This window comes from Bradyrhizobium sp. 45 (assembly GCF_023073155.1).
In the GTDB taxonomy this organism is placed as follows: Bacteria; Pseudomonadota; Alphaproteobacteria; order Rhizobiales; family Xanthobacteraceae; genus Bradyrhizobium; species Bradyrhizobium canariense_D.
The window spans coordinates 165,920-192,670 of the sequence record NZ_JADPIX010000100.1; the positions used below are offsets into that span (position 1 = coordinate 165,920).

General features: G+C 64.4%; 20 protein-coding genes. 3 read left to right on the forward strand and 17 right to left on the reverse strand.

All coding sequences use genetic code 11. The features are described from left to right. Positions 1–113 precede the first annotated feature (113 nt). From bamA to IVB42_RS15795, 14 genes are all read right to left on the reverse strand, one after another. A complete protein-coding gene (gene bamA, locus IVB42_RS15730; RefSeq protein ID WP_026232862.1) occupies positions 114–2,669 on the reverse strand; it encodes an outer membrane protein assembly factor BamA in 2,556 nt (851 codons plus the stop codon). A 187-nt stretch (positions 2,670–2,856) separates the two neighbouring features. Beyond that, positions 2,857–4,008 (reverse strand): RIP metalloprotease RseP, encoded by a 1,152-nt coding sequence (gene rseP / locus IVB42_RS15735; RefSeq protein WP_085353280.1) that lies wholly within the window; start codon positions 4,006–4,008, stop codon positions 2,857–2,859. A gap of 44 nt (positions 4,009–4,052) precedes the next feature. Then, the gene (gene dxr, locus IVB42_RS15740) at positions 4,053–5,276 is read right to left on the reverse strand and encodes a 1-deoxy-D-xylulose-5-phosphate reductoisomerase (protein ID WP_018455038.1); all 1,224 of its coding nucleotides are present in this window, start codon (positions 5,274–5,276) and stop codon (positions 4,053–4,055) included. 4 nt (positions 5,277–5,280) lie between these two features. Next, positions 5,281–6,123, reverse strand: a complete 843-nt coding sequence (locus IVB42_RS15745) for a phosphatidate cytidylyltransferase (RefSeq protein ID WP_026232863.1) — start codon at positions 6,121–6,123, stop codon at positions 5,281–5,283. After that, complete coding sequence (locus IVB42_RS15750) at positions 6,120–6,878, reverse strand: isoprenyl transferase (RefSeq protein WP_007610887.1); 759 nt, start codon at positions 6,876–6,878, stop codon at positions 6,120–6,122. Before IVB42_RS15750 ends, IVB42_RS15745 begins: the two co-directional genes overlap by 4 nt. 112 nt (positions 6,879–6,990) lie before the next feature. Beyond that, positions 6,991–7,554 (reverse strand): ribosome recycling factor, encoded by a 564-nt coding sequence (frr, locus tag IVB42_RS15755; RefSeq protein ID WP_007603628.1) that lies wholly within the window; start codon positions 7,552–7,554, stop codon positions 6,991–6,993. A 65-nt stretch (positions 7,555–7,619) separates the two neighbouring features. Beyond that, complete coding sequence (gene pyrH / locus IVB42_RS15760; protein WP_018455040.1) at positions 7,620–8,336, reverse strand: UMP kinase; 717 nt, start codon at positions 8,334–8,336, stop codon at positions 7,620–7,622. Positions 8,337–8,396: 60 nt separating this feature from the next. Further along, positions 8,397–9,320: a translation elongation factor Ts gene (gene tsf / locus IVB42_RS15765; protein WP_018455041.1), complete on the reverse strand. Its 924-nt coding sequence runs from the start codon at positions 9,318–9,320 to the stop codon at positions 8,397–8,399. A 131-nt stretch (positions 9,321–9,451) separates the two neighbouring features. Then, positions 9,452–10,441 carry a 30S ribosomal protein S2 gene (locus tag IVB42_RS15770; protein WP_007603625.1) on the reverse strand — a complete coding sequence of 330 codons (990 nt, stop codon included), beginning with the start codon at positions 10,439–10,441 and terminating at the stop codon, positions 9,452–9,454. Positions 10,442–10,660: 219 nt separating this feature from the next. Further along, positions 10,661–13,156, reverse strand: coding sequence for a caspase domain-containing protein (locus tag IVB42_RS15775; RefSeq protein WP_247397104.1), 2,496 nt, complete (start codon positions 13,154–13,156; stop codon positions 10,661–10,663). A 191-nt stretch (positions 13,157–13,347) separates the two neighbouring features. Next, positions 13,348–14,088, reverse strand: a complete 741-nt coding sequence (locus IVB42_RS15780; RefSeq protein ID WP_085353578.1) for a carbonic anhydrase — start codon at positions 14,086–14,088, stop codon at positions 13,348–13,350. 112 nt (positions 14,089–14,200) lie between these two features. Next, positions 14,201–14,719, reverse strand: coding sequence for a hypothetical protein (locus IVB42_RS15785; protein ID WP_026232865.1), 519 nt, complete (start codon positions 14,717–14,719; stop codon positions 14,201–14,203). A 114-nt stretch (positions 14,720–14,833) separates the two neighbouring features. Continuing rightward, complete coding sequence (gene dnaE, locus IVB42_RS15790) at positions 14,834–18,331, reverse strand: DNA polymerase III subunit alpha (RefSeq protein WP_247397101.1); 3,498 nt, start codon at positions 18,329–18,331, stop codon at positions 14,834–14,836. A 455-nt stretch (positions 18,332–18,786) separates the two neighbouring features. Then, the gene (locus tag IVB42_RS15795) at positions 18,787–19,506 is read right to left on the reverse strand and encodes an outer membrane beta-barrel protein (RefSeq protein WP_085394829.1); all 720 of its coding nucleotides are present in this window, start codon (positions 19,504–19,506) and stop codon (positions 18,787–18,789) included. 250 nt (positions 19,507–19,756) lie between these two features. On the opposite strand from IVB42_RS15795, the gene IVB42_RS15800 reads away from it, so the two are divergent. Further along, a complete protein-coding gene (locus IVB42_RS15800; RefSeq protein ID WP_018455047.1) occupies positions 19,757–20,077 on the forward strand; it encodes a DUF3551 domain-containing protein in 321 nt (106 codons plus the stop codon). 1 nt (position 20,078) lies between these two features. Further along, positions 20,079–20,327 carry a DUF3551 domain-containing protein gene (locus IVB42_RS15805; RefSeq protein WP_018455048.1) on the forward strand — a complete coding sequence of 83 codons (249 nt, stop codon included), beginning with the start codon at positions 20,079–20,081 and terminating at the stop codon, positions 20,325–20,327. Between the two features lie 147 nt (positions 20,328–20,474). Here IVB42_RS15805 and map read toward each other — a convergent pair whose 3' ends face one another. Continuing rightward, positions 20,475–21,224, reverse strand: coding sequence for a type I methionyl aminopeptidase (map, locus tag IVB42_RS15810; protein ID WP_085353579.1), 750 nt, complete (start codon positions 21,222–21,224; stop codon positions 20,475–20,477). A gap of 78 nt (positions 21,225–21,302) precedes the next feature. Then, positions 21,303–24,452, reverse strand: a complete 3,150-nt coding sequence (locus IVB42_RS15815; RefSeq protein ID WP_247397098.1) for a GAF domain-containing protein — start codon at positions 24,450–24,452, stop codon at positions 21,303–21,305. 335 nt (positions 24,453–24,787) lie between these two features. Here IVB42_RS15815 and IVB42_RS15820 point away from each other — a divergent pair, with 335 nt between their 5' ends. Then, on the forward strand, positions 24,788–26,044 hold the full coding sequence (locus IVB42_RS15820) for a hypothetical protein (protein ID WP_085353294.1): 1,257 nt from the start codon (positions 24,788–24,790) through the stop codon (positions 26,042–26,044). A 35-nt stretch (positions 26,045–26,079) separates the two neighbouring features. Here IVB42_RS15820 and IVB42_RS15825 read toward each other — a convergent pair whose 3' ends face one another. Beyond that, the gene (locus tag IVB42_RS15825) at positions 26,080–26,718 is read right to left on the reverse strand and encodes an HD domain-containing protein (protein ID WP_247397093.1); all 639 of its coding nucleotides are present in this window, start codon (positions 26,716–26,718) and stop codon (positions 26,080–26,082) included. Positions 26,719–26,751 lie beyond the last annotated feature (33 nt).

Below are 26,751 nucleotides of genomic sequence, written 5' to 3' on the forward strand. Positions count from 1 at the left end.
CGGTCCGGCTTCGGCATGAAGCGGCCAAGCCGCATCATGCCTCATCTCCTGGATTGGCACGATCCCTTTCGGAAACCGGCTCCGGTGGTCCGGATCGTGCCGTGCTGTTCGAATTAGAACGAGGTGCCGCCGCCGAACCGGAACTCCTGCGTACGGTCGTTCTTGCCCTTGGTCAGCGGCACGGCGTAGTCGAAGCGCAGCGGACCGAACGGCGAGGCCCAGATCAAGCCGACGCCGACCGACGACCGGACCGCATTGCCATTGTCATACACCAGGCCGGTGCAGGTTCCAGCCGAAGCGGGATTGACGGTCGACGGCGTGCAGCTCGAATTCTTGGTCGTGGTCAGTTCGTTGGTCACCGACCACGTCGTCGGTCCCTGATAGTCGAACAGTCCGCCGGCGTCGGCGTAGACGGCGCCCTTCAGACCCACTTCCTTCGGCAGGAACCAGAACGGCATCTGCAATTCGAGCGAAGCACCCCAATACTTGGTGCCGCCAAGCGCGTCCTGCGTACCGAAGGGGTTCAAATCGCGCGGTCCGATGCCGTTCGGGGCAAAGCCGCGGACGAGGTTCGGGCCCATCTGGAAATGATCGAGCATGCGCAGATCGCTGCCCATCTTGTTCAGCATGCCGCCCTGGAGGCGAACGAGACCGACGATATCGGAGACCAGCGGAGTGTAGTACTTCGCGTCAACCACAGTCTTCAGATAGGAGACGTCGCCGCCGACGCCGGCGAAGTCCTGCCGGAAATCGACCAGCAGACCGTCGGTGGGGTTCTTGTTGTTGTCGAGCGTGTTGTAGGTCAGCGTGTAGCCGAGCGCCGAGGTCAGGGTCTTGCCGTTGGCAAGCTCCTTGCGGACCGGCAGCGAGGCCTCGCCGTCGCTGTAGCAGCCGAGGCCGTTGGTCGAGGGAGCCAGAGGAATACCACTCGCCGCGGAGAAAGCCGGGCTTGGATTGAATGCCGGATTCGGAGTGACACCGTCGGCAAGGAACTGGTTGTTGTTACAGTTCGCGAGGTACGACGGCAGCGTGATTTCCTGCCGGTAGATCGAGTAGCGCACCTGCAGCGACAGATCTTCACGCAGGGAGAAACCGAGGCGCGGCGAGAAGCCGAGCGTCTTGGTGCCGTAGGAGATGTAGCTGTTGGACCTCTGCTCACGCTGATAGAGGTCGAGACCCAGCGCGACCCGGTAGTCGAGCAGATAGGGTTCGACGAACGACAGCGAGTAGCCGCGGGCATACTGGCCGTAGGTCACCGCCGCCTTGGCGAACAGGCCGCGGCCGAGCAAATTGCGTTCGGAAACCGAGACTTCGGCCAGCGCGCCGTCGGTGGTGGAATAACCACCCGAGACCGAGAAGTCGCCGGTCGATTTCTCTTCCATGTCCACGAGCAGGATCACGCGGTCGCTCGACGAGCCGGGCTCCGTCGTGATCTTCACGCTCTTGAAATAGTCGAGGTTCTTCAAGCGGCGCTCGGCACGGTCGACCAGCGCGCGGTTGTAGGCATCGCCCTCGGAGACGTCGAACTCGCGACGAATCACGTAGTCGCGCGTGCGGGTGTTGCCGCGAAGGTTGATGCGCTCGATATAGGTGCGCGGACCCTCGTCGATGTTGAACACGACCGACACGGTGTGCGCCTCGAAATTGCGGTCGCCGCCGGGACGGACCACGGCGAAGGCGTAACCGCGACGCGAGGCCTCGATCTGCATCTCCTCGACCGACTTCTCGACCGATTCGACGTTGTAGAGCGAGCCGACATTGACGCGCGAATAGTTGCGCATCGAGGTGGGATCGAAGTTGGGAATGCTGGAGCGGAAGTCGATCGAGCCGACCCGGTATTGCGAGCCCTCCTCGATCTTGAAGGTAACGTTGAAACCCTTCTTCTCCGGATCGTATTCGGTGAGCGCGGCGACGACCTGGACGTCGGCGAAACCGTTCTTGAGATAGAAGCGGCGGATCAGGTCGCGGTCGGCCTCGACCCGATCGGGATCGTAGATGTCGCTGCTGGCGAGGAAGCTCAGCAGGTTGGATTCGTGCGTCTTGATGACGTCGCGCAGGCGGTAGGACGAGTACGCGTTGTTGCCGACGAACTCGATCGACTTGACGCCGGTCTTGGCGCCCTCCTCGACCGTGAAGACGAGATCGACGCGGTTGTTCGGCTGCTCGATGATTTCAGGCGTGACGCGAACGTCGTAACGGCCGGAGCGGCGATAGATTTCTGCGATTCGCAGGGTGTCGGACTGCACCATGGCGCGGGAGAAGGTGCCGCGCGCCTTGGACTGGACTTCACCGGTGAGCTGCTCGTCCTTGATCTTCTTGTTGCCCTCGAAGGCAATGCGGCCGATCACCGGGTTTTCCACCACGGAGACGACGATCTGGCCACCGGCCCCGCGGTTGATCCTGACGTCCTGGAACAGGCCGGTCTCGATCAACGCCTTGAGGCCGTCGTCGATGGCACCCTGATCCAGGCGACCGCCGGGACCCGGCTTGAAGTAGGAGCGGATCGTCTCCACCTCGACCCGGCGATTTCCTTCGACGGAAATCGACTGCACGGTCTGAGCAAGCGCAGACGAAGACACAAAGGCAGCCCCAACCGGGGCAAGCACCGGCGCGCCGAACATGATCAGGGTTGCGAGCAAGCCCCCCCGGAGTCGCAGTCCAAACTTCATTGCGCAACGCGCCCTTATCATTCCGTACCAGACCCAACCCCAACGCCGGTCTGGAGATTCCCCAAGTTCAAGCCGCTTGTAGACAATTTCACCGACGCCGCAAACGGTCGAGCGCGCCGTAATTTCATTTTCATTCCAAGACGTTGCCCAAGAGCAACGCCCGGGCAACGCCACAAAAAAGCCCCTATCAGGATGCGGCCATTCGCAGGATGTCGTTATAGGTCGCAAACACCATCAACATCAGCACCAAGCCAAGCCCGATTCGGAACCCCATCTCCTGGGTCCGCTCGGACAGGGGCCGACCACGGGCGACCTCCGCCGCATAGAACATAAGGTGACCGCCATCGAGCAGTGGGATCGGGAACAGATTCAGCAGGCCGATCGACACCGACAGCACCGCGCAGAGGTTGATCACGAACTGGAACCCGGCGCTGGCCGCCTGCCCCGACATCTTGGCAATGCCGAGCACGCCGCTGACCTCGTTCGGATTGCCGTTCCCGACGAACAACGAGCCCAGGAACTTGAAGGTGCTGGTGATGATGAACCAGACCTGCTCCACCCCGATCTTGAGCGCTTCGCCGACGCCGACCGGCGACGTCGAGGCCTCCCCGGCCTGAGACTTGTGTTCGACGCCGAGCACGCCGAGACGGTGGCTGTTGCCGAAGGGATCCTTGCGCTCGAGCAGCGCCGGCGTCGCGGTCAGCGACACGATGGAACCGTCGCGCTTGACCTGGAAGGCAAGCGGCGAACCAGCATTCATCGCAACCATGCGCTGCATGTCGGCAAAGCTTTCGATCGGCTTGCCGTCGATCTGGACGACGACGTCGCCGATCTTGAAGCCGGCTGCCGCCGCAGCGCCATCGGCGACGACACCGTCGACGCGCGCAATCGTGCTCGGCTTGCCGTAATACAGCGCCATGCCGGCGAAGATCAGCGCGCCCAGGATGAAATTGGCGATCGGTCCGGCGGCAACGATGGCGGCGCGCGGGCCGACCTTCTTGTGATGGAAGCTGCCGGCGCGCTCCTCGGCCGTCATGGCCGCAAGCTTCTCGGACGACGGCGTCGAAGCCTCGCTCTCGTCGCCGAAGAACTTGACGTAGCCGCCGAGCGGGATCGCCGAGATCTTCCAGCGGGTGCCATGGCGGTCGTTGAAACCGACCAGCTCAGGTCCGAAACCGAGCGAAAAAGTTAACACACGAACGCCTGCCCAGCGCGCGACCAGGAAATGGCCGAGCTCATGGAAGAACACGACGATGGTCAGGACGAACAGGAAGGGAACCGCGTAGCCAAGGAGCCCATGGCTCAACGTATTGAAACTATGGACGAAAAAGTCGATCATCGAATTCCCTCATCCAGTGCCGCAAGGCCCTGGCCCCGAACCATCTAGGATGCCTTTAAGGCAATTTGAGGCAATAGGGCGGCAGCCCTATTTCGCGCAACATGGTCAACAGCGATTGCATCGTCCGCTGACGTCAGCGGCGCCTGGTTCCCGCTGCGGACCCAGTCATCCAGCGTCTCCTCCACCAGCCTGGCAATCGCCCCGAACCGGATCTTGCCGGCGATGAAGGCGGCGACCGCGACCTCGTTGGCGGCGTTGTAGACCGTGGTCGCCCCCTTCCCGGTCCGGAGAGAATCGAAGGCCAGGCGCAGCCCGGGGAAGCGCTCGAAATCCGGCGCCTCGAAGGTCAACTGGCCGATCTTGGCCAGATCGAGCTTGGCGGCCGGACCCTTGATACGGTCGGGCCAGCCGAGGCAATGCGCGATCGGCGTGCGCATGTCGGGTGAGCCGAGCTGGGCCACGACCGAGCGATCGGAGAACTCGACCATGCCGTGGATGATCGACTGCGGATGAACGAGGACGTCGATCTCGTCGGGCGAGAGCGCGAACAGATAGGAGGCCTCGATCACCTCGAGCCCCTTGTTCATCATCGAGGCGGAATCGATCGTGATCTTCTGGCCCATGCTCCAGTTCGGATGCTTCAGGGCTTGCGCGAGTGTCGCCTGCTCGATGTCGGCAGGCTTCCAGGTGCGGAAGGGGCCGCCGGAGGCCGTGATGATGACACGGACGAGCTCGTCGCGATTGCCCGAGGCGAGCGCCTGGAACAACGCATTGTGCTCGGAATCCGCAGGCAGGATGCAGGCGCCCGCTTTCGCCGCGCGCTGCATGAAGAAATCACCAGCGCAGACGAGACATTCCTTGTTGGCGAGCGCGACATGCGCGCCGCGATCGACCGCCGCCAGCGCCGGCTTCAGTCCGGCGGCGCCACTCACGGCGGCCATCACCCAATCGGCCGGACGCGCGCCGGCCTCGATCACCGCGCTTTCGCCGGCGCCGCATTCGGTGCCGGTGCCCGCGAGCGCAGCCTTGAGTTCGGCAAACTTGGTGATGTCGGCGATCGCGACGAAGCGCGCGGAGAACTCCTTCGCGAGCTTTGCCAGCGCCTCGACATTGCTGTTTGCCGTCAGCGCCTCGACACGGTAGCGCTCGGGAGAGGCGCGCAGCAGATCCATCGTGCTGTCGCCGATCGAGCCGGTGGCGCCGAGAACCGTGACGCTGCGGACGCTCGATGCCGCAGCCTTGTTGTTACGCAATGGGACCGCGCTCATATGTTCACCAAACCATAAGACCGCTTCCGGCGCTATGCACACCATGGCGGAGGAAGCCGATAATCCATGCCACCAGGATGGCGGCGACAAAACCGTCCAGACGGTCCAATAGCCCGCCGTGGCCCGGAATTAAGTGACTGGAATCCTTGACGTCGAAGCGCCGCTTGACCGCGGATTCGAACAGATCGCCGCAGGCCGACACGATTGAGAGGACCGCGCTGACGAGCAGCAATGGAACTATCTTTCCAACCCCGCAAGCGGCAAAGGCGACCGCGACCAAAAGGCTCGCGGCAAAGCCGCCGAGCGCCCCTGACCAGGTCTTCTTCGGGCTCACGCGCGGCCACAGCTTCGGTCCGCCGATGCCGCGGCCGGCGAAATAGCCGCCGATATCGGTCGCCCACACCACGAGCAGCACGAACATCAGCGCGGCGAAGCCGTTCACGAGATCCTTCCGCAGCAGGATCGAGGCGAGTAGCGCCGCCGACGCATAGGCAAATCCGGAGGCCGCCCAGACGAACTTGCCCCGCGCGATCACCGTCACGACCGCCCCGCCAATCAGGCCGGTGATGATTGCGGTCTTCAGCGCGCCGAAGGCAACGCACAAGCCCATCGCGGCGATGACGATCGTCCCCGCCCCGGTCAGCGCGGTCGAGCCTGCGCCAACCACCATCAGCCATTCCGCGAACAGTCCGATCGACACCAGGGTGACGAGAAGCGCCCACAGCCAGCCGCCGGCATAAGCGAGCGCAATGGCGAGCGGCGCCAGCACCAGCGCCGCGAGGATTCGCATCACGAGATTGCTCGGGGCAGGCTGAGAGCCGGCCGGTGCGGAGTTGGGCTCGCTCACGAGGCGGTTTTCGCGACCAGGCCGCCGAAACGGCGCTCGCGCCTGGCGAATTCGGCGATTGCGCCTTCCAGCGCCGCCTTGTCGAAATCGGGCCAGTGAATCGGCACGAAGACAAGCTCGCTATAGGCGGCCTGCCACATCAGGAAGTTGGACAGGCGCTGCTCGCCACTGGTGCGGATGATGAGATCGGGATCGGGAATGTCGGGCGCGTCGAGATGCGCCCCCAGTGTCTCGGCATCGATCGTGTCGGGACTGCGCCGGCCCTCGGCGACTTCCCGCGCGAGCTTCTGCGCCGCCTTCGCGATCTCCTGCCGGGAGCCGTAATTGAAGGCGACGACGAGCGTGAGGCGCGTGTTATCGCGCGTCAGTTCCTCCGCCTCATTGAGAAGTGCGCAGATGTCGCCCTCCAGCCCGTCCCGCTCGCCGATGATGCGTACCTTGACGCCGTCGCGATGCAGGCTCGCCAGATCGTTGCGGATGAAGCGGCGTAACAGGCCGAACAGATCGCCGATCTCGCTCGCCGGACGCGACCAGTTTTCCGAGCTGAAGGAGAAGATGGTGAGATAGCGGATGCCAAGCTCATGCGACGCCCGAACCACGCGACGCAGGGCCTCCACGCCGCGGCGATGGCCCTCCGCCCGTGGCAAGCCGCGCGCGGCCGCCCAACGTCCGTTGCCATCCATGATGATGGCGACATGCGCAGGCGCATCGGACCGATCTGGTCCTTCCGTTGCGGGCGCGGCGGCGTTGGACATGAGGCTGCCTTAAAGCATGATCCGGACCCGAAGGGCCGCGTTAGCGCAAAGTGCGAAGCGGTTTTCCGTAAAGATCATGCGCGAACATAACCTAGAGCGCGATCCATCCTGCTTAGACGGTGAGGATTTCTTTTTCCTTGGCGGCCAGCAACTGGTCGATCTCGGAGATCGTGCCGTCGGTCGCCTTCTGCACCTCGTCGGCGTGGCGCTTCTGATCGTCCTCGGACATCTCGTGATTCTTCTCGAGCTTCTTGAGAACGTCGAGACCGTCGCGGCGGACGTGGCGCGCGGCGACCTTGGCGGCTTCCGCGTATTTGTGCGCGACCTTGACGAGCTCCTTGCGACGCTCCTCATTGAGTTCGGGGATGCGCAGGCGCAGAACCTGGCCTTCAGTCGCCGGCGACAGGCCGAGATTGGAATCGACGATCGCCTTCTCCACCGCCTTGACCATCGACTTGTCCCAGACCTGCACCGAAATCAGGCGCGGCTCCGGCACGCTGACGGTGGCGAGCTGGTTCAGCGGCATGTGGCTGCCATAGGCGTCGACCTGCACCGGATCGAGCATCGAGGCGGAGGCGCGACCGGTGCGCAGGCCGCCAAGCTCGTGCTTGAGCGACTGGATCGCGCCCTGCATGCGGCGCTTGACTTCGTTGAGATCGAAATTGTCCGTGGCCATCCCGTTTCTCCTTCAAAATCCCGGCGACCTCTCCGCACCTTCTCTCAGGGTGCAACGACAAGCCGTCAGCCGGCGACAATGGTTCCGTGGCCGCCGCCACGCAGTACAGCGCCGATCGAGCCCGGCTCCGCGATCGAGAACACGATGATAGGCAGCGACGTCTCGCGGGCAAGCGCGAAGGCGGTCGCATCCATCACCTTGTAGCCGCCCTCGATCGCCTGCGAATGCGTCAGACGGTCGAATCGCGTCGCCGTCGGGTCTTTCTTCGGGTCGGCCGAGTAGACACCGTCGACATTGGTCGCCTTCAGAACCGCCTGGGCGCCGATCTCGGCTGCGCGCAGCACCGCGGTCGTGTCCGTGGTGAAGAACGGATTACCGGTTCCGCCGCCGAGCAGCACGATCCGGCCCTCGGCGAGGTATTTATGTGCCGCGGTGCGGGTGAACAGCTCGGAAATCTCGGGCATGACGAAGGCCGACAGCGTGCGCGCAGGCGTGCCCTTGCGCTCGATCGTGGCCTCGAGCGCGAGGCAGTTCATCATCGTCGCGAGCATGCCCATGGTGTCACCGGTCGGGCGCGACACGCCGCGCGAGGAGACCTCGACGCCGCGAAAGAGATTGCCCCCGCCGATGACGACGGCGACTTCGGTGCCGAGGTGGCGAGCGGCGATCAGATCGTCGGCGACCCGGTCGATGGTCGGTTGATCGATGCCAAAACCCTGCGGTCCCGCGAGATATTCGCCGGACAGCTTGATCACGACGCGACGATAGACCGGATCAGTCATGAGCACTTTCCTTGTCCGGGCGCCGCTTCCGGCGGCACGCCGGAAGGAACGTTCCGGCGCTTACTTCTTGCCGCTGGCCGCCGCGACCTCGGCCGCGAAGTCGCTTTCCTGCTTCTCGATTCCCTCACCGAGAGCATAGCGCACAAAGCCCGCGATTTTCACCGCGCCGCCGACCTTGCCTTCGGCTTCCTTCACCGCCTGCGCCACCGACTTCCCGGTGTCGTGGATGAAGGCCTGCTCGAGCAGGCAAACTTCCTTGTAATAGGTCTTCAGGCCGGACTCGACGATCTTCTCGATCACGTTCTCGGGCTTGCCCTGCTGGCGATATTTGTCGGCGAGCACGTCCTTCTCGCGCTTGACGACCGCCGGATCGAGACCGGACGGATCCAGCGCCAGGGGGTTGGCGGCCGCGACATGCATCGCGATCTGGCGGCCAAGCGTTGCGAGCTCGTCGGCCTTGCCGGGGGATTCCAGTGCCACGATCACGCCCATCTTGCCGGCGCCCTCGACCACCGCGCCATGGACGTAGCTCGACACCACGCCCTGGCTGACCTCGAGCGAAGCTGCGCGGCGCAGCGTCATGTTCTCGCCGATGGTGGCGATTGCGTCATTGATCGCAGTTTCGATCGTGACGTCGCCGACCTTGGCGGCCTTGATCTTGTCGACATCGGCGCCGGTGTTGAATGCGACCTGGGCGATCATCTTGACGAGGCCCTGGAACTGGCCGTTGCGCGCGACGAAGTCAGTCTCGGAATTGACTTCGACCACGACGCCCTTGTTGCCCTTGGTGAGCGCGCCGATCAGACCCTCGGCGGCGACGCGGCCCGACTTCTTGGCGGCCTTCGACAGGCCCTTCTTGCGCAGCCAATCCTGCGCCGCTTCCATGTTGCCGTCGTTTTCGGTCAGCGCGGCCTTGCAGTCCATCATGCCTGCGCCGGTCGACTCGCGCAGGTCCTTGACCATCGCAGCTGTGATCGTTGCCATCGTTCAAAATCCTTTTTGCCTGCCGGTTTGCCGCGGCGCGGCCAGATCGCCTCGCCGCGGTCCATCTCAGGAATTCGCGTCAACTGAAATGGTGGCCGGAGCTTGTCCGGCCAACCCATCGCTCTTTTTGACTATTCCGCTTCCGCGGTCAGCGCCTTGGCCTTGGCCACCCAGGCGTCCGCGCGGCTCGGCAGGCCGACTTCTTCGCCGATCTTGTGCGCGGTATCGTGATCGAGCTCAGCCAGCTGCCAGAAGTGGAAGATGCCGAGATCGTTGAACTTCTTCTCGATCGCGCCCGACACGCCCGGGAGCTTCTTGAGGTCGTCGGACGTGCCGCGCGGGCCGGCAAGGCCTTGGAAGCCGCTCGTGGCGGGCAGCTCTTCTGCGACCGGCCGAACCGAAGCACCGACGTCGATTCCGGAATCGCCTTGGGCGCGTGAAATGCCGTCAATCGCTGCGCGCGCGATCAGATCGCAATAGAGCGCAATCGCGCGGCCGGCGTCGTCATTTCCCGGCACCACATAAGTGATGCCCTTCGGATCCGAATTGGTGTCGACGATCGCCGCGACCGGAATGTTGAGCCGCTGGGCTTCCTGGATCGCGATGTCTTCCTTGTTGGTGTCGATCACGAAGATCAGGTCGGGCAGACCGCCCATGTCCTTGATGCCGCCGAGCGAGCGGTCGAGCTTGTCGCGCTCGCGCTGAAGGGTCAGGCGCTCCTTCTTGGTGTAGGAGGAGGCATCGCCGCCGGCGAGCACGTCGTCGAGATGACGCAGGCGCTTGATCGAGCCCGAGATCGTCTTCCAGTTGGTCAGCGTGCCGCCGAGCCAGCGCGAATTGACGAAGTACTGAGCGCAGCGCTTGGCCGCGTCGGCAACGCCGTCCTGCGCCTGGCGCTTGGTGCCGACGAACAGGATGCGGCCGCCCTTGGCGACGGTGTCGCTGACCGCCTGCAAGGCGTTGTGCAGCAACGGCACGGTCTGCGCGAGGTCGACGATGTGGATGTTGTTGCGGGCGCCGAAAATGAACGGCGCCATTTTCGGATTCCAGCGGTGAGACTGGTGACCAAAGTGCACGCCGGCTTCGAGGAGCTGACGCATAGTGAAATCGGGTAGTGCCATCGTTCTAATTCTCCGGTTGGTTCCTCCGGAAGCGTGTGAGCAGGACAGAGCGTTGTCGCCCCGGCTGCCACCGGACGGCCTTGTGAGCCATGCTTCCGTGTGAGATGGCGCGGTGTATAGCGCGATTTCGGCCAGAAGCAAGGAAATAAGGGCCTTTCGGGGCGGCTTTCGCCCGCAAGAGGCCCCCTTCCGTAAAGATCGCTCCGGCCTAGCCCCTGCCTAGCATCTGGGCTGGTTCGGCGGGCACTTCTTTGCCGCCGGCGGCGGAGCCGGAGGACGCGGTGGAGGTGCTGCCGGGCGCGGCGGCGGCGGTGGCGCGACGGCCATCCGGGGCGGCGGAGGTGGCGCCGGCCGGGCGACCGGCGGCGCGGGCCGCGCCATTGGCGGCGGCGCCGGTCGAGCAACCGCCACGGGTGGAGCCGCCCGTGGCGGTGGCGGCGGCGCAACACGCGGCGGAGGCGGAGGCGCCGGCCGCGCCACGGCCTGAGGCCGCGGTGGTGGCGCCGACGGCCGGGCAGCCTGGGCGGGAGCTGCGGTCGGCTGATGCTGCGGCCTGATCGGCTCCCGCGCCGCCGAGGGCGGCGGCGTGACCGGTCGTCCAACTGCGCCAGGAGGCGTGCGGGCAGCAGGCGGCGAACCAGCCGGCTCGCGGGTCGCGGACTTGCCATGGTCCCCAGGCCCGGTCCCGGTCCCGGGCGGGGCTTGGGCCACCGGCGGCTTCGGCGGTTGGCCGGGCACAGCGGCCGGGTTTGTCGCCGTGGGCGCAGTCGCCGGCGCGGCGGCGGTCGGCGCACCGGGATGACCCGGCGGCGTGGTGCCGGGAGCAGCAGTCGTCGGCGCTCCCGCAGGCCCTCCCGGATGGGTCGGCGGCGGTGTGCCGGGAGCAGTGGCCGTGGGCAGCCCGGGTCTGCCGCCCGGCAGTGGCCCGGCTCCCGCTGGCGGTACAGGTGGACCGCCATGGGTGCCGGGAACCGGCAGGGTGTTGGCTTGGGGCAGCTTGGCCGGTGGCGTGGCAAGCGGACTGGCAGGTGGAGTCGTAGGTGGCGTACCGGTCGGTGCGGCATTGGCCGGCCTGGCCGGAGGCATTCCTGGCCTCGCCGTCGGCTGCATCGTCGCGCTCGGCGGCATCGGCGCCTTGCCCTGCTGAATCAGGGCGGCGCGCTGCACGACCGCCTGCGGCATGGCGGGACCAGCCGGATTGGTGCGCCCGGCAATGGCTGGCGCGAGATTGCCCGCTCCGGCACCCGCACCCGCCGGCGGTGCCGGCGGCTGGTTGATCACCGTGTTGATGACCGTCCTGTTATGGATGTTCTGATAGATGATGTTGTTCGGGGGCGGTGCGACATAGACCGGCGGCCTGACGAACACAGGAATTGGCACGAACATCGGCTGCGGCAGCACGAACAGGCCGACCACCGGCATCGGCGGCGACAGCACGACGAAATCCGGCGGCGGCGGTGGCAGATAATAGACCGGCGGCGGCGGTGGCGGCGCAAAGCCAAAATCCGGATCGCTGAAATACAGCACGGGACGCTCGACATAGACCACCTCCTCCGGCGGCGGTGGCGGCACGTCGTAGTCGATCATCGCGAAGCTCGGCGGCGGCTCGGCCGGCGCGGTGAGAATCGCCAAGCGCCGGCGCGCATCCGCCGCATGCGGACCGCGCGGATAGCGACGCAGATACGACCAATAGGCCTCCGGCGTGTCGGTCCGATAGGTCCGCCGCCAGGTGATGGCCTCGCGGCGCGCCGCGACGATCACCATCACGCGCTTCGACAGCGGGTCGCCGGGATAGGCGGAGAGAAACTCTTCGTAGGCCGGCAGCGTGTCGCGCGTGAGCGCGGCGGCATAGGCATCCTGCACGCCGAGATCGCGGATCGGCTTGTTGCGCATCGCGGCGACTTGGTCGGGTGCGGCCTCAGGCGGCGGCGCGTCAGGTCCGCGCTCGAAGAACGAGAATTGCGCCGATATCTTCTGCTCGTTCCAGGGCACTTGCGCGCCCTTGCTGGCCTCGTTGACGCGCAGGCGAACGCGGTCGAACACCTCAGGCAGCGGTAGGCCGCCGGTGCGGATCATCTCCGCCAGCGACTGCGCATAGATGCCGTAAGGTCCAGGCTCCTCGGGCGCCACCGTGCCGGGCGCGGCGTTGAACGCGATCAGCATGTTGGCGTCGGGCTCGACCAGCGCAAGTCCGCTCGCGATCTGCTGGCCGCCCTCCACGAAGGGCTGCGCCCGCGCAGCGTCGAGCACGACGATGTTGGCCTTGAGCGGAACGGAGGCGAGCTGGCGGAGATAGTCGCCGATGCGCAGGCCTTCGGTCGGAATGTCGGTGTCGCGGGTGATGTTGGAATCGACCGGGATGAAGTAGTTCTCACCGGCAAGTTGCACGCCATAGCCGGCGAGGTAGACCATCGCGACGGTGCCCGGTCCGGAGGCCTGCGCCTTCTGGATGAAATCGCGAAAGCTCTTGCGCAGCGTGTCGCCGTCGAGATCGCGGGCGCCGACGACGTCGAAGCCCGCCGCCTGCAGCGTCTGCGCGATCAGGCCGGCATCGTTTGCCGTCGTCGCCAGCGGCGACTTGGCATAGGCGCCGTTGCCGACCACGAGCGCCATACGCTTTTCCTGCTGCTGTGCACGCGCCGGATCCGGCGCGCCCGCGGCAAGGACCGCGATTGGCAGGAGAAGGCAAATGAAGGCTCGGAGCGTCCCACGCATGACTTGCTTGCCCGTTTTTGTTGTTGAGATGCCGCCACGCATCAGACGCGTGGCGAGCTGAATGACACTTGAACGAAAGGCTTCCAAATAACGAAGGCTTGGATTGAGGCGGCGGCATGGCGCCCGGCACCAACGCCAGGGCGCCTGCGTCAGCCTCGCGACAACGAACCGGCGCGAGCCGGTTCGTCTCGTCAGACCTGCGCGATCAGGTCGACCGTTCCCGTCGTGAGCCGATAGATGCCGCCGACGACCTTCAGCTTGCCCTGCTCCACGGCCGCATTGAGGATCGGCGCTGCCGACTTCAGCTTCGCGACGTTGTCGATGACGTTCTGCCGGATCGCCTTGTCGAGGACGTCCCCACCCTGCTGCATCGCAGCCTTCGCTGCAGGCGTGATCGCATCGACCAGCGATGGAATATGGCCCGGCGGCGGCTTGTTGTCCTTGATCGCCTTCAGCGTCGCATCGACCGCGCCGCAAGCGTCATGGCCGAGCACGAGGATCAGCGGCGCATTCAGCACGGCCACCGCGTATTCCATGCTGGCGATGGTTTCGGTGCCGGCAAAATTTCCGGCGACGCGGCAAACGAACAGATCGCCGCGGCCAGTGTCGAAGGCATATTCCGGCGCGATGCGCGAATCGGCACAGCTCAGTACGGCCGCGAACGGATTCTGTCCGCCGACCAACGCCTCGCGCTCGTGCTTGAAATCGTGCCGCCGCGACACGCCGTCGACATAGCGGGCATTGCCTTCCGTCAGGCGCTTCAATGATGCGTCGGGCGACAGCACGTTCTGCGGCTTGGGCGGCGCCTTGGTCTCTTTGGCGAAGGCTCTGCCGGTCAGGGCGAGGCCGAGCGCCGAGGCACCCAACAACATCGCGGATCGTCGCGACGGCGCGATCCTCTCATGTGGGGATTCATTGCACTTGTCGCACATGTCACGTTCCCTCCCGGCGCGATGGACGAACGGCCTCACGGCGATCATAGCCGCAACGCTGTGACGACACCACAAATGACGGTGCGGGCGGAGCTCGAATTTCGCGCGGAGGCTATTCTGCCAACCGAAGCTCTGCGATCGTCGTCCTGGCGGCCGATTCATCCAAGGGCAGGAAATCCAGCGGCCCCTGATTTTTATAGCCGGACGTCATCGCAAGGGTGAGACCCCAGCCCAGCACCCCCGTGCTCGCATTCGCGATCATGGCGCTCTTGCGCTGACTGAAGCGCGCTACGAAGAACACGGTCTGGCCGGACTGAGCCGAAAAGTCCACGCGCGTGACGCCGAGCGCCGCCTCCTCTGCTACGAACTGGTGCTGGCCTGCCGGGCGATCGACATAGACATATGTCCCGGTCTTCAGGCCCTTGATCGGCGTACCGTCGAGGGAAAATTCCCAGTCCGGATCGCCGATGCCGCCGAAGCCTTTCTCGCGAAACACGACGACACGGGCCTGCCCGGCTTTCGGCGGACCCAGCTTTCGTACCGTCTCCGAATATCCGAGCCCGCTCCTCGCCGTCTCACAGCCGCACAGCAGTGCCGCAGCCACGAGCAATACCAGCCCACGCAATAGCATCACGCCCTCAGATTTTCCCCGAGTGCATGCTAACCGAAAACAGCGAAAGGTTGCAACAGGGCCGCCGCATGTCCCGCGCAAGACATGCAGCCGCCTGCAACACCGTGCGCGTTGCTAGAGCTGCTGCACGTCCACCACACCGGCGACCGCCTTGATGGCGCCGGCGATCTGCGGCGAGACCTTGAAGCGGCCGCGCAGCTTCATCTCGACCTCGGTTTCGAGGTCGAGCATCATGACCAGCGAGACCTCGCCGTCGCCGTTGGAGCGGGGTGCGATGCCCGGACTGCCGACCTTCGGCGCGGCGCCGTTCGCCATGTCGGGGCCGGCGAGACGCTTGGCGATCGATTCCAGCGGCTTGGTGTCGCGCACGAAGATGCGCAGGCCCTTCTGCGTCTTGGCCGCGGCCTCGTCCAGCGGCTCGGCGTGCAGCACGCGCGCGCGGACGTCCTCGCCCTGGAGCTCGGCGCCGAGCTGGAGCAGCACCGCGGCGCCCGGTTCCAGGACGTCGCGATATTGCGCGAGGCCTTCGGAGAACAGCACCGCCTCAAAGTGACCCGTGGGATCAGAGAGCCCCATGATGCCCATCTTGTTGCCGGTCTTGGTCCGCCGCTCCATGCGCGACACCACGGTGGCCGCGACCTTGCCGGCGGTGGCGCCGGTCTTCACCGCGCGGGAGAACTCGGCCCAGGACTGCACGCGCAGCCGCTTCAGCACGGTGGCGTAATCGTCGAGCGGATGTCCCGACAGGAAGAAGCCGATCGCGTCATATTCGCGGCGCAGCCGCTCGGCCGGCAACCAGGGCTCGATCTGCGGCAGCATGATGGTCGGCGCGTCGGCCGAGCTGCCGAACATGTCGTTCTGGCCGATGGTTGCAGCTTCGTTCGCCCGCTGGCACGCGGCGAGAATCGAGTCGGCGCCGGCGAAGACCCGCGCCCTGTTCGGCTCCAGCGTGTCGAAGGCGCCCGCGGCGGCGAGGCTTTCGATGATGCGCTTGTTGATCGCGCGCGGCGACACCCGCGCGGCAAAGTCGGCGAGCGAGGTGAACAAGCCGTTTTTGGTCCGCTCCGCGATGATCTGCTCGACGGCCGCAATACCGACGCCCTTCAGCGCCGCGAGCGCGTAGTAGATGGTCTTGTCGCCGACCTCGAAAGTCGCGCCGGAACGGTTGACATTGGGCGGCTCGACCTTGATGCCGAGGCGCTGCGCCTCGGCGCGGAATTCGGACAGCTTGTCGGTATTGTTGAGATCAAGCGTCATCGACGCGGCGATGAACTCCACCGGGTAATGCGCCTTCATGTAGGCGGTGTGGTAGGACACCAGCGCATAGGCCGCCGCGTGGCTCTTGTTGAAGCCGTAGTCGGCGAATTTCGCCAGCAGCTCGAAGATGGTATCGGCCTGCCCCTTCGGCACGCCGTTCTTCACTGCGCCTGCGACGAAGATCTCGCGCTGCTTCTCCATCTCGGCGCGGATCTTCTTGCCCATGGCGCGGCGCAGCAGGTCGGCGTCGCCAAGCGAATAGCCCGACATCACCTGCGCGATCTGCATCACCTGTTCCTGGTAGATGATGACGCCGAAGGTCTCCTTGAGAATCGGCTCCAGCACGGGGTGGAGATATTCCGGCTCCTCGTCGCCGTGCTTGCGCGCGCAATAGGTCGGGATGTTCGCCATCGGACCCGGTCGATAGAGCGCGACCAGCGCGATGATGTCCTCGAAACGGTCGGGGCGCATGTCGACCAGCGCGCGCCGCATGCCCTGGCTTTCAACCTGGAACACGCCGACCACCTCGCCGCGCGCCAGCATCTGGTAGCTTTCGGCATCGTCGATCGGCAGCGTCGCGAGATCGACGTGGATGTTGCGCGGCTTGAGCAGTTTGCACGCGACGTCGAGTACGGTCAGCGTTTTCAGGCCGAGGAAGTCGAACTTCACGAGGCCCGCGGGCTCGACCCATTTCATGTTGAACTGGGTCACCGGCATGTCGGATTTGGGATCGCGATACATCGGCACGAGTTCGCTCAGCGGCCGATCGCCGATCACGATGCCGGCCGCATGCGTCGAGGCGTGACGGGTCAGGCCTTCGAGGCGCTGCGCGATGTCGAAGGCGCGCGCCACCACCGGATCCTCGTCGCGGAACGCCTGGAGTTTTGGCTCGCTCTCGATCGCGGCGGCCAGCGTCACCGGCGCGGCCGGATTCTGCGGCACGAGTTTTGTGAGCTTGTCGACCTGGCCATAGGGCATCTGCAGCACGCGGCCGACGTCGCGCAGCACGCCGCGCGCCTGCAGCGTCCCGAAGGTGATGATCTGCGCGACCTGGTCGCGACCGTAGCGCTCCTGGACGTACCTGATCACCTCGCCGCGGCGATCCTGGCAGAAGTCGATGTCGAAGTCCGGCATCGAGACGCGTTCCGGATTGAGGAAGCGCTCGAACAGCAGGCCGAACTTGATCGGGTCGAGGTCGGTGATGGTCAGCGCCCACGCCACCAGCGAGCCTGCGCCGGAGCCGCGGCCCGGCCCGACCGGGATGCCCTGGCCCTTTGCCCATTTGATGAAGTCGGAGACGATCAGAAAGTAGCCCGCGTATTTCATGCGCATGATGACGTCGAGCTCGAACGCAAGCCGCGCGTTGTAATCTTCTTCCGTCGTGCCTTGCGAGAGGCCGTGCACGCGCAGGCGGTTGGCGAGCCCCTCCTCCGCCTGCCGCTTCAATTCGGCCGCCTCGACTGCGGCGGCATCGGAGCTTGCGGCAGCGCCGACCGTGAAGAACGGCAGGATCGGCTTGCGCGTCATCGGCCGGAACGAGCAGCGCTCGGCGATCTCCACCGTCGAGGCCAGCGCCTCCGGAATGTCGGCGAACAGCACCGCCATCTCGGCGCGGGTCTTGAAGCGGTGATCGGGCGTGAGCTGCTCGCGCTCGGTCTCCGCGATCAGCCGCCCGCCGGCGATGCAGAGCAGCGCGTCATGGGCTTCATAATCGTCGGTCGTGGCGAAATACGGCTCGTTGGTCGCAACCAGCGGCAGGCCCTTGGTGTAGGCGATGTCAATCAGGCTGCTTTCGACCCGCCGCTCCTTCTCGATGTTGTGGCGCTGCAATTCGATGTAGAGACGGTCTCCGAACAGGCTGGCCAGACGCTCGCAGCGCGCCGCCGCGAGCTCGGTATAACCGCCGGCAAGCGCCAGCGAGATCGGTCCGTCCGGACCGCCCGTCAGCGCGATCAGACCTTCGGTCTCGCCTTCGAGCCAGTCGAACTTGATGTGGGGAGCATGAGTGTCGGGCGTCTCCAGGAACGCGCGCGAGTTCAGCCGCATCAGGCTGCGATAGCCGCGCTCCTGCGCGGCCAGCAGCACCACGCGCGAGGGCAGCAGCACGTTGCGCGCATTGGGATCCTGGTCGCCGAACTCGATCGCGATCTCGCAGCCCACGATCGGCTGGATACCGGAGCCCGCCATCTTGTCGGAGAACTCCAGCGCACCGAACATGTTGTCGGTGTCGGTCAACGCCAGCGCCGGCTGATGGTCTTTCTTCGCTAGCTCGGCGAGCTTGGCGATCTTGATCGAGCCCTTGAGCAGCGAATAGGCCGAGTGAACGTGAAGGTGGACAAATCCGGCGCTCGGCATGGTCGCGTGACGGCCTCTTGCAGATGAGATGGAGCGGTCACCGGCACCGGAGGCATCCTGCACTCGCCCGGCCGACTCGCCTCATAATGGTGGGGCGTCATGGTGCCAGAGTCCACGCCGGAGCGGCCGATCGGCCGCGTCGTCCTGCTTTTCCCCAACCTAGGCCCGCGCCTAGAGCTGCGGGAGCACCTGGGCCCAGATCGCAATCATCCCGACAAACAGCGCGATCGACGCCAACGCGGCGGCCTCTTCAACGAAAATCCTGAACATGGCTTACTCCATGGTGAGAACGTATGAAGAACATTGTTCTCATTTCGTTCTCAGGAGTCAAGCCATCTCGACCATCTCCAAACAGAATGGTTAACCCGCTGAATTTAAGCAACAAAAAAGCCCCGGCCGATGGCCGGGGCTTTCGCCAACCGCTCGAAGTCGAGCGATCGATAGCAGTCTTTTACTCAGTAACGGCCGAGGCTCGGGCCGCCGAACTTGTAGTTCAAGCGAACGAGGCCCATGTCGACGTCCTGGCGGATGCGATCGGTGCCAACCAGGCCTGCGAACGTGACGTTCTTGTCCTGCAGGAAGATGTGGTTGTACTCGACGCCAACCGACCAGTTCGGGGCGAAACCGTACTCGAGGCCGGCACCGATCGTGCCACCCCAACGGGTCTGATCGTTCGAGGACAGCAGCGCCCCGCCAAGGGTCGAGACTTCATACTTGCTGCCGGCGACAGCCGCACCGCCCTTGGCGTAAAGGAGGACGTTGTTCCAGGCGTAGCCGATCTGACCGGTGATCAGACCGAACGAGTCGATCTTGGAGCGGTTGCGCGTCGCGAACAGCGCGCTGACGTTGTCGCCCGAGAAGTCAGCCCAGTTGCCCTGACCTTCGATACCGAACACCCACTGGCCCGACTGCATGCGGTAGCCGATCTGGCCGCCGACCGTGCCGCCGGTCGCATCGTGCGAACCCTCGCGGCCACCGCCGACGAGATCCCAAGTCGAATGGGCGGAACCGCCGCCGCCGTTGACGCCGATGTAGAAGCCGCTCCAGTCGTAGATCGCGGCGACCATCGCCGGCGCCTTGGTGTAAGGCCGCGCAGCGAGGTCAGCAGCCACCGCCGGTGCGGTCGCGCCGAGCGCGACAAGGCTCACAGCAGCAAGCAACAGATTCTTGTTCATTTGATTCCCGTTCCAGTTTCGTCGTTAGGCCCCCGGGCCGTAGCGTCGTCATAGCAGCGCTCGACAGAATTGCTGTAACCTCGACGCCACAGTTCGCGCCAAAGGATCGCGCTTCATTAATGAAGATTTACCAGCGCGCGCGGGAAACCCTTTGAAACAAGAGTTTTCATGAGTTCCATTGTCGACTACGACATACGCAGCATGCGCGCGTAACAACGTCGCGCGCACGTTCGCGTGATTGGAGAATCGAATGCGCAGACGAATTGCTCTCCCCATTGTCGCCACATTTTCGCTCGCCCTCGCCACATTTGGTTTCACGCTTAGCGCAAGCGTGCCTGCGCGCGCGTTCGGGACCCACCATGCCTTCTGCCTCACCGGCGATGAATGGCCGGGGCTGAGCAATTGCACGTTCGACACTTACGCGCAGTGCCAGGCGAGTTCGTCGGGCCGCGCGCTCACCTGCATCGCGAACCCGTATTTCGCAGGCCAGAGCGACGATCCCTACGCGTATCAGAACAGGCCGCGCGCGCAGGTGCCGGGTTATTCGCCCGGTTACTATTTGCCGCGCTGAGATGCGTCGCGCTCGCTTCGCGCTCCTCGCGATCGGCCTGCTGCTCGCCGGCGCGCCTGCGCACGCGCAGACCTACGATCCGAGCTATCCGGTCTGCATGCAGATCTACGGTCCCGTCGGCTATTTCGATTGCCGCTACACCTCTCTCGAGCAGTGCAGATTTTTAGCCCTCGGTCGGTCAGCGACGTGCGTGGCGAACCCGTATTTTGCGCAGAAGAAGCCCCCTCGCCACTCGCGGCGCGTCAATTAAATCGGGACTTCGATATGCGGCCCGCCTTGCGTTGAGCTTCCGACGCCACGCTCGGCAATCTGGTCGGCGAGACCGGCGCCGCCGCTGGCTCTGGATGATCGAACCCGTTCGGATGCTGCCCGAGATCCGGTGGCTTGAGGAGCCTCCTTAACCAGCCATCGTAACGATCAACGGTCCGCTTCGCGTGGCGATCACGGTGTGCTCGTATTGAACGGTCGGCGCCTCGGGGCTGCTGTAGAGCGTCCATGGATCATCGCCATCCTCTGCCCATTCCGCGCCAAGGGACAGGAACGGCTCGACGGTGAACACGAGGCCTTCGCTCATGATGCGGCGTTCGGAGCGGTCGGGCCACGTTGCGATCTCCGTCGGCTCCTCGTGGAGCGACAGGCCGACGCCGTGACTGGCAAGGTTCCTGACCAGGCTGTAACCGTTCTTCCGCGCAAAGGTCCCGATGGCCTGACCGATACCGGCAATCGGTTTGCCGGCTCCGACCTGCTGCAGGCCCGTCCACATCGCCCGCCGGCCGTCCCTGCAAAGACGTTCGACCGCGCGGGTTGCGGGTGGAACGGCGAATGAGGCTCCCGTATCCGCAAAGAAGCCGTTCTTCTCGGCTGACACGTCGATGTTCACGAGGTCCCCGCGCGCGATCCGCCGATCGCCGGGGATGCCATGAGCGATCTCCTCGTTCACGCTGATGCAGGTTGCGCCCGGAAAGTCGTAGGCCAGCTCCGGAGCCGAACGTGCACCGGCGGCCTCCAGCAGCGTTCGCCCGATCTGGTCGAGCTCGGAGGTGGACATGCCCGGCTCGAGCGCCTTTCCCATTGCCTCCAGGGTATTGGCGACAATGCGCCCGATCTCCTTCAGGCGCGCGAGGTCGTTGTCATCCGAGATTGTCATGTCATGCTCTTCCGAAAGCCGGGACATAGCCCTTGTGAAGGCAGCTTGCAAACGGAAGAGATCGTTTCCAAAACGCGTTCAGATCTCGTCGAGCAAGGTGCGGACTTTGGCAGCCAGGTCTTCGATAGCGAAGGGCTTGGGAAGCAGATGCTTGCCGGCATCGAGCACGCCATTGTGAACGATTGCATTGCGCGTGTAGCCGGTGGTGAACAGCACTTTCAGCGCCGGGTATCGTTTCGACAGCTCGGCCGCCAGCTCGGCGCCGGTCATGTCGGGCATGACGACATCCGTGAACAGCAGATCTGGAACGAAACCATTTTCGATCGTCCTGATCGCCTCTTTGGCGCTGGCTGCCTCGATGACGTTGTAGCCAAGTTCGCGCAGGCTTTCGGACGAAATGTTGCGGACGCGCTCGTCGTCTTCCACGACGAGAATGGTTTCGTTCTGATGGCTTGCACCGGCGGGTATTTCTTCCTGTGACAGAGCTGAGCCCGCCTCCTCGCCGGCGAAGCGTGGAAGGTAGATCTTCACGGTCGTGCCAACATCGACTTCCGAGTAAATTTTGACATGGCCGCCCGACTGCCGCACGAAACCGTAGACCTGACTGAGGCCGAGACCGGTGCCCCTGCCCACGACCTTGGTCGTGAAAAACGGATCGAACACCTTGCCCAGCACGTCGGCCGGAATTCCCGTGCCGTTGTCCGTCACGGCCACGAGAACGTACTGCCCGGGTGCGAGTGCATACTCGCGAGCATATTTTCGGTCTATCGAGACGTTGCTGGTTTCTACTGTCAGCCTGCCGCCCTTCGGCATGGCATCGCGCGCATTGACCGCGAGGTTGATCATCGCGCTTTCCAGCTGGGCCGGGTCTGCCTTGACCCGCCAGAGGCCAGCCGCCAGCACCGTCTCGAGGCGGATCAGCTCGCCCAGCGAGCGCTCGAGCAACTCGCTCATCCCGCCGACCATCTTGTTGATGTCCACGACCTCAGGCGCGAGCGGCTGTTGGCGCGAGAACGCGAGCAGCCTCTGCGTCAACGTGGCTGCGCGATTTGCACCGTCGATGGCGCCCTCGATGAAGCGGTCTATGCTGACCTCTCCCCTGCCGAGCCGCCGCTTGGCAAGATTCAGGCTGCCGAGAATCACGGCCAGCATATTGTTGAAGTCGTGGGCAATGCCGCCGGTCAACTGCCCGACGGCTTCCATCTTCTGGGATTGCCGCAATTGCTCTTCGGCCTTCATGCGCTCGGCAATTTCGTCGGCAACACGTTGCTCCAATCCGGCGTTGAGCGCCTCGAGCCGGGTCAAGAGCTGGGCGTTGTCGATAGCGGTGGCGGCATGGCCCGCAATACCAAGCAACGCGGACTCCTGCTCGGCTTGGAATTTACCCGTCTCGGCGTGACCGAAGAAAAGTCCGCCGAAAACTTCGCCGGTGCGCGAGATCACAGGGACCGCCAGGTAGGATCGGACCGGAAGATGGCCCTCGGGCATGCCTTTCCGCGGCGCGTTCTTGCCATAGCGGGGGTCCCGCAGGATATCGTCGGACCTCACCACGCCGGAGCCCTCGAAGGTCGGGCCAAAGACGGCTGTGTTACGCGGCATCGGAAAGTTTTCAAACGCGGATCGCGGCGCACCAGACAGCGAATACAGCATGTAGCTGCCGCCATCCGGCGCCAGAACGTTGTAGAAAAAGGCGCCGAATTGAGCACCGGTGAGTCCGACGCCGGCATCCGTCACGATCTGGACGATCTTGTCGAGGTCGCGTTCGCGAGAGACCGAGGCCCCGGTATCATTGAGTATTCTGAGATGACGCTCGGTTTTCTTTTGCGCGGTGATATCCAGAACCGTTCCGATGAACCGAACAGCTTGGCCGTTGGCAAAGATGGCTTGACCGGTCGCGGCGATCCAGCGTTCGACCCCATCCTCGATGCCAATGGTCCGGTATTCCATGTTGTAGTTTGCCGGCGCGTGCGGCGTCAGCGCCGCGGAGACGGCCTCGTGGGCGCGCTGCCTGTCTTCGGGATGAAGGCCCTTCAGGAACGACCCTTCATAGCTGACTTCGGCGTCCGGCGATAAACCGAACACCTCCTTGCAGCGGCTATCCCATCGAAGAACGTTGTTGACCGGGTCGTAGTCCCAGGTGCCGATACCAGCCGCCTTGTTTGCAAGCGTCAGTCGTTCGGCGGCCTCCCGCGCCGCCTGTTCCGATCGGACGCGCTCGATGTGGGCCCACGACCGTTCGGTCACTTCGGTGAGCAAGGCGAGTTCGCGCGGCGTCCACTGGTGCGGGCCCCGTTGATGGATCGCCATCAAGGCGGTGAGTTGCCCTTCTTTGACCAAGGGCATGCAAATCGTCGAACCGATCCCGATGTTCTGGAAAGTGGCGGCTTCCTCAGGCGCAAGCTCCTTCAAATTGTCATTGATGATCAGGGGCCTGCCGGCGCCGAGCTCTCGCACCGCCTTCTTCCCGAAGTCAGCCAGGCTGTAGTGACCAAGGATATGCACCGCGCCCGGCGCCGCCCAATCCCCGCGTATGGTGAAGCCGTCCTGGTCGGGATCCATATCGGCATAGGCACAGCTCGATACCTCGAGATGCTCGCCAAGCATCCTGGTCGTCACCGCCATCACGCCGTCGGCATCGCGGGTCCTGGCCGTCTCCTTGTTGAGTGCGTCCAGGAAAAGCAGCCGGGCTTCGTTCTCCCGCACGGCCGTCTCAGCACGGCGACGCTCAACGGCCGTGCGCGTACGCTCGGCAACATCGCGAATGAGCTCCAGCTCTTCGGGGCTCCATTCGCGCGGCCCGGCATTGTTCAAATACAGCAGCGCCACGACCCCATCGGCCTCCGAGATCGGCATGTTGACGAGCGCACGCGCAGAGATCGCCTCGAGAGCCTCGGCACGATCGCCGACGCGAGGGTCTTTTTCAGCATCGGCACAGATGACGGTCTCGCCCCGCTTGAGATCTTCGATGTAGCTGCCATAGTCGCGGAAGCGCAGCACGCCTGCGAGGCTCAGGATGCCCGGTGCGTTCCAGTCGCGGACAATGGTGATGGTCTCGGCTGAGGTGTCGACCGTGCCATAGCCCGCCCGGCTGACGTTCAGGCTGCGGCCGAGCAGTTCCGCCGCAGCATAGGCGAGATCGTCGGGATTGCTGATCTCTCGGATGAAGTCGCCGAGTGTGGCTAAGACGGAATTGCGATCGGCCGAGCGGATCCCGGTCGCTGTCGTCATTGGTCTTCCCCTGCCACGTTCCTAGCTCCACGAGGAGCTACTGCTTGATCGTCCCGCTGCTGTTCGCTTCGACCACAGGTAGCCCGCCTGACTTTCTGAGTGATGCAGCCGGGTCGCGCAAATTGTCTGCGCGATAACCGCATGATGGCATTTAGGTTCCTGTCGTCACCGTCCCCTTGGGAGATGCTGTTCTGCCTGCTCCCACATCGCCGCCAGATTGCCAATCCAGCCGTCGCGGACAGACCCGTGCGGATGCGCCACCGCAAGTTGTGGCTGCGCGGATCATCGTGTAACATCGATCTCTGCTTTTCACTGCGGGTGGTCCCCGTCGTTTCATGCTCGCCCGTAGTCTGCTTGTCCTGGCCTCGCTGATGCTTCCTGGCGCATTGCACGCCGAAGGGACGCCGGCCGAGAAGACTGGATTTGCATCCAGGCTGACGATCTATCTTGCCAAGGGACCACCAGACGCCTGCGGACCGGGCTGCGACCGCTGGATCGCCATCGAGGGCGATATCGACCAGGACGCTGCGCCGCGCATTCGCCGCTTCCTTGCCGGCGTCAAGGACACGCAGCGTCCGATCTACCTCTATTCACCGGGCGGAAACGTGGAGCAGTCCTATGTCATCGGGCGGTTGTTGCGCAGCCGCAAGGCGATCGGTCGGGTTGGCCGGACCATCGCGACGGCGTGCGCCGCGGGCACGCAGGTGGACGCCGCGTGCCTGAAAATAAAAAATACCGGCGGCGAGGTGGAAGCCGAACTCACCACTTACCATGCGATGTGCAACTCGGCCTGCGGCTACCTGTTTCTCGGAGCGACATCGCGCGAGGTCGCCCCCGACGCCGCGCTGGCGGTCCATAATTCCAGGCTGGTCCTTGCCTTTCACGGGCATCCGCCTCCAGCGGCGGTCGCGGAATACAGGCAGCGCCGGATGGCCAGGGCCGATCGCGATCGCGCTGCGTTCATCGCGGCGATGGGGATCAGCCGCGAGCTAGACGATCTGATCCGGACGGTGAAGTTCGAAAACCTGCACCTGCTGACGCGCGCCGAGCTCTATCGTTTCGGCATCGACACGCGTTCGCTTGCCGAAACGGCGTGGAAACTGGAAAAGGAAGCGCGCCCCTTTGCCCGCAAGTTCGCGATGCTGAAGGAGAACGGCGCTTCGTTCCGGCCTATGGAATGGCGTCTGTCCTGCGAAAGCGGAAAGCGCGTGCCGTTGACATTCGCGCGCGAGATCGACGAGACGGCCGTCGGCAAGACCACCATCCTGGTGACGGCGGACGCCGCTCCGGACAACGCGGCCGGAGGGTCTGCGTTGCGGACCGGAAAATACGAAGTCTGGCGTGGCAGCATCGATCCGGACATGCTCAAGGCGATACTGGCGTCCCGCTCCCTCCATGTCCGCGAAACCACGCTGTTACCCGACGACAAGGCGGACATCACGAAATTCGACATCGACTTGACGGGCCTGACGTCAGTGTGGCCGCAGCTTGCGGCGTCATGCGCGGCGGCGACGCCGGCTCCGAAGAGCCCGTGGCCGGCCATTCAGCAGCCGAACGCCAGCGTAACGCCCCCGGCCGCACCGTCGCCATGAGTCAACGTGGCGAAACTCGAACATCGCGCCGAAGGTCAGCTCCGCCAGGGAGTGTTGCGGATGCGCGTGCATGCGTTCGGCTTGTGAAATGTGGGGTCGTGATCTTCGATGTAATCGAAATTGACAGTCCCGAACGTGGTCTGCGGCTTCTTCAAGGCCGAGCAGGTTTGTACCTGAAGGAATTCGTTCTTGAAATCACCGCGCGGAAATGCGGTGGTCACCTGGTCGCGCTGCTCTGGCGAGTACTCGTCATAGCCAATCCCCACGACGTCGACCAACACACCCGCATTCGTGAGAGCGATTTCCGGCCGCATGTATTGTGGAATTCCGGGCGTCGTATGTAACGCGATCGCCTCCCAAACCAGATCGGCTTTTGGCTCGTCGATGCCGTGCCCCCTCAGAAATTCGCGGGCGGCATCGGCGCCATCAACTTCAAATCGCTTGGTCTGTGTATGGTAATGGTCGACAAGCCCGAGATCATGGAACAGCGCCGCGATGTAGAGCAGCTCGGAATCGAATTTCAGATTTTGCCGATGTCCCTTGATCGCGCCGAACACAAAGACGCGGACCGAGTGGTTGAACAACATGTCGTTTTCGTACTGGCGCACCAGCTCGGCGGCCTCCCGTGCCATCTTGCTGTCGGGAATCTTCACGCCGGAAATTGCGATGGTCATTTCAAGCTCCTGCCTTGAATCGCCGATATCTCA

What these genes read in the sequence shown, in the direction of transcription:
- pyrH (WP_018455040.1), bottom strand. Translation starts at nt 8,336, where the DNA reads ATGACTGATCCGGTCTATCGTCGCGTCGTGATCAAGCTGTCCGGCGAA.
- bamA (WP_026232862.1), bottom strand. Translation starts at nt 2,669, where the DNA reads ATGAAGTTTGGACTGCGACTCCGGGGGGGCTTGCTCGCAACCCTGATC.
- IVB42_RS15775 (WP_247397104.1), bottom strand. Translation starts at nt 13,156, where the DNA reads ATGCGTGGGACGCTCCGAGCCTTCATTTGCCTTCTCCTGCCAATCGCG.
- IVB42_RS15815 (WP_247397098.1), bottom strand. Translation starts at nt 24,452, where the DNA reads ATGACGACAGCGACCGGGATCCGCTCGGCCGATCGCAATTCCGTCTTA.
- IVB42_RS15750 (WP_007610887.1), bottom strand. Translation starts at nt 6,878, where the DNA reads ATGTCCAACGCCGCCGCGCCCGCAACGGAAGGACCAGATCGGTCCGAT.
- dxr (WP_018455038.1), bottom strand. Translation starts at nt 5,276, where the DNA reads ATGAGCGCGGTCCCATTGCGTAACAACAAGGCTGCGGCATCGAGCGTC.
- IVB42_RS15800 (WP_018455047.1), top strand. Translation starts at nt 19,757, where the DNA reads ATGCGCAGACGAATTGCTCTCCCCATTGTCGCCACATTTTCGCTCGCC.
- IVB42_RS15795 (WP_085394829.1), bottom strand. Translation starts at nt 19,506, where the DNA reads ATGAACAAGAATCTGTTGCTTGCTGCTGTGAGCCTTGTCGCGCTCGGC.
- tsf (WP_018455041.1), bottom strand. Translation starts at nt 9,320, where the DNA reads ATGGCAACGATCACAGCTGCGATGGTCAAGGACCTGCGCGAGTCGACC.
- IVB42_RS15825 (WP_247397093.1), bottom strand. Translation starts at nt 26,718, where the DNA reads ATGACCATCGCAATTTCCGGCGTGAAGATTCCCGACAGCAAGATGGCA.
- frr (WP_007603628.1), bottom strand. Translation starts at nt 7,554, where the DNA reads ATGGCCACGGACAATTTCGATCTCAACGAAGTCAAGCGCCGCATGCAG.
- rseP (WP_085353280.1), bottom strand. Translation starts at nt 4,008, where the DNA reads ATGATCGACTTTTTCGTCCATAGTTTCAATACGTTGAGCCATGGGCTC.
- map (WP_085353579.1), bottom strand. Translation starts at nt 21,224, where the DNA reads ATGACAATCTCGGATGACAACGACCTCGCGCGCCTGAAGGAGATCGGG.
- dnaE (WP_247397101.1), bottom strand. Translation starts at nt 18,331, where the DNA reads ATGCCGAGCGCCGGATTTGTCCACCTTCACGTTCACTCGGCCTATTCG.
- IVB42_RS15770 (WP_007603625.1), bottom strand. Translation starts at nt 10,441, where the DNA reads ATGGCACTACCCGATTTCACTATGCGTCAGCTCCTCGAAGCCGGCGTG.
- IVB42_RS15785 (WP_026232865.1), bottom strand. Translation starts at nt 14,719, where the DNA reads ATGCTATTGCGTGGGCTGGTATTGCTCGTGGCTGCGGCACTGCTGTGC.
- IVB42_RS15820 (WP_085353294.1), top strand. Translation starts at nt 24,788, where the DNA reads ATGCTCGCCCGTAGTCTGCTTGTCCTGGCCTCGCTGATGCTTCCTGGC.
- IVB42_RS15780 (WP_085353578.1), bottom strand. Translation starts at nt 14,088, where the DNA reads ATGTGCGACAAGTGCAATGAATCCCCACATGAGAGGATCGCGCCGTCG.
- IVB42_RS15805 (WP_018455048.1), top strand. Translation starts at nt 20,079, where the DNA reads ATGCGTCGCGCTCGCTTCGCGCTCCTCGCGATCGGCCTGCTGCTCGCC.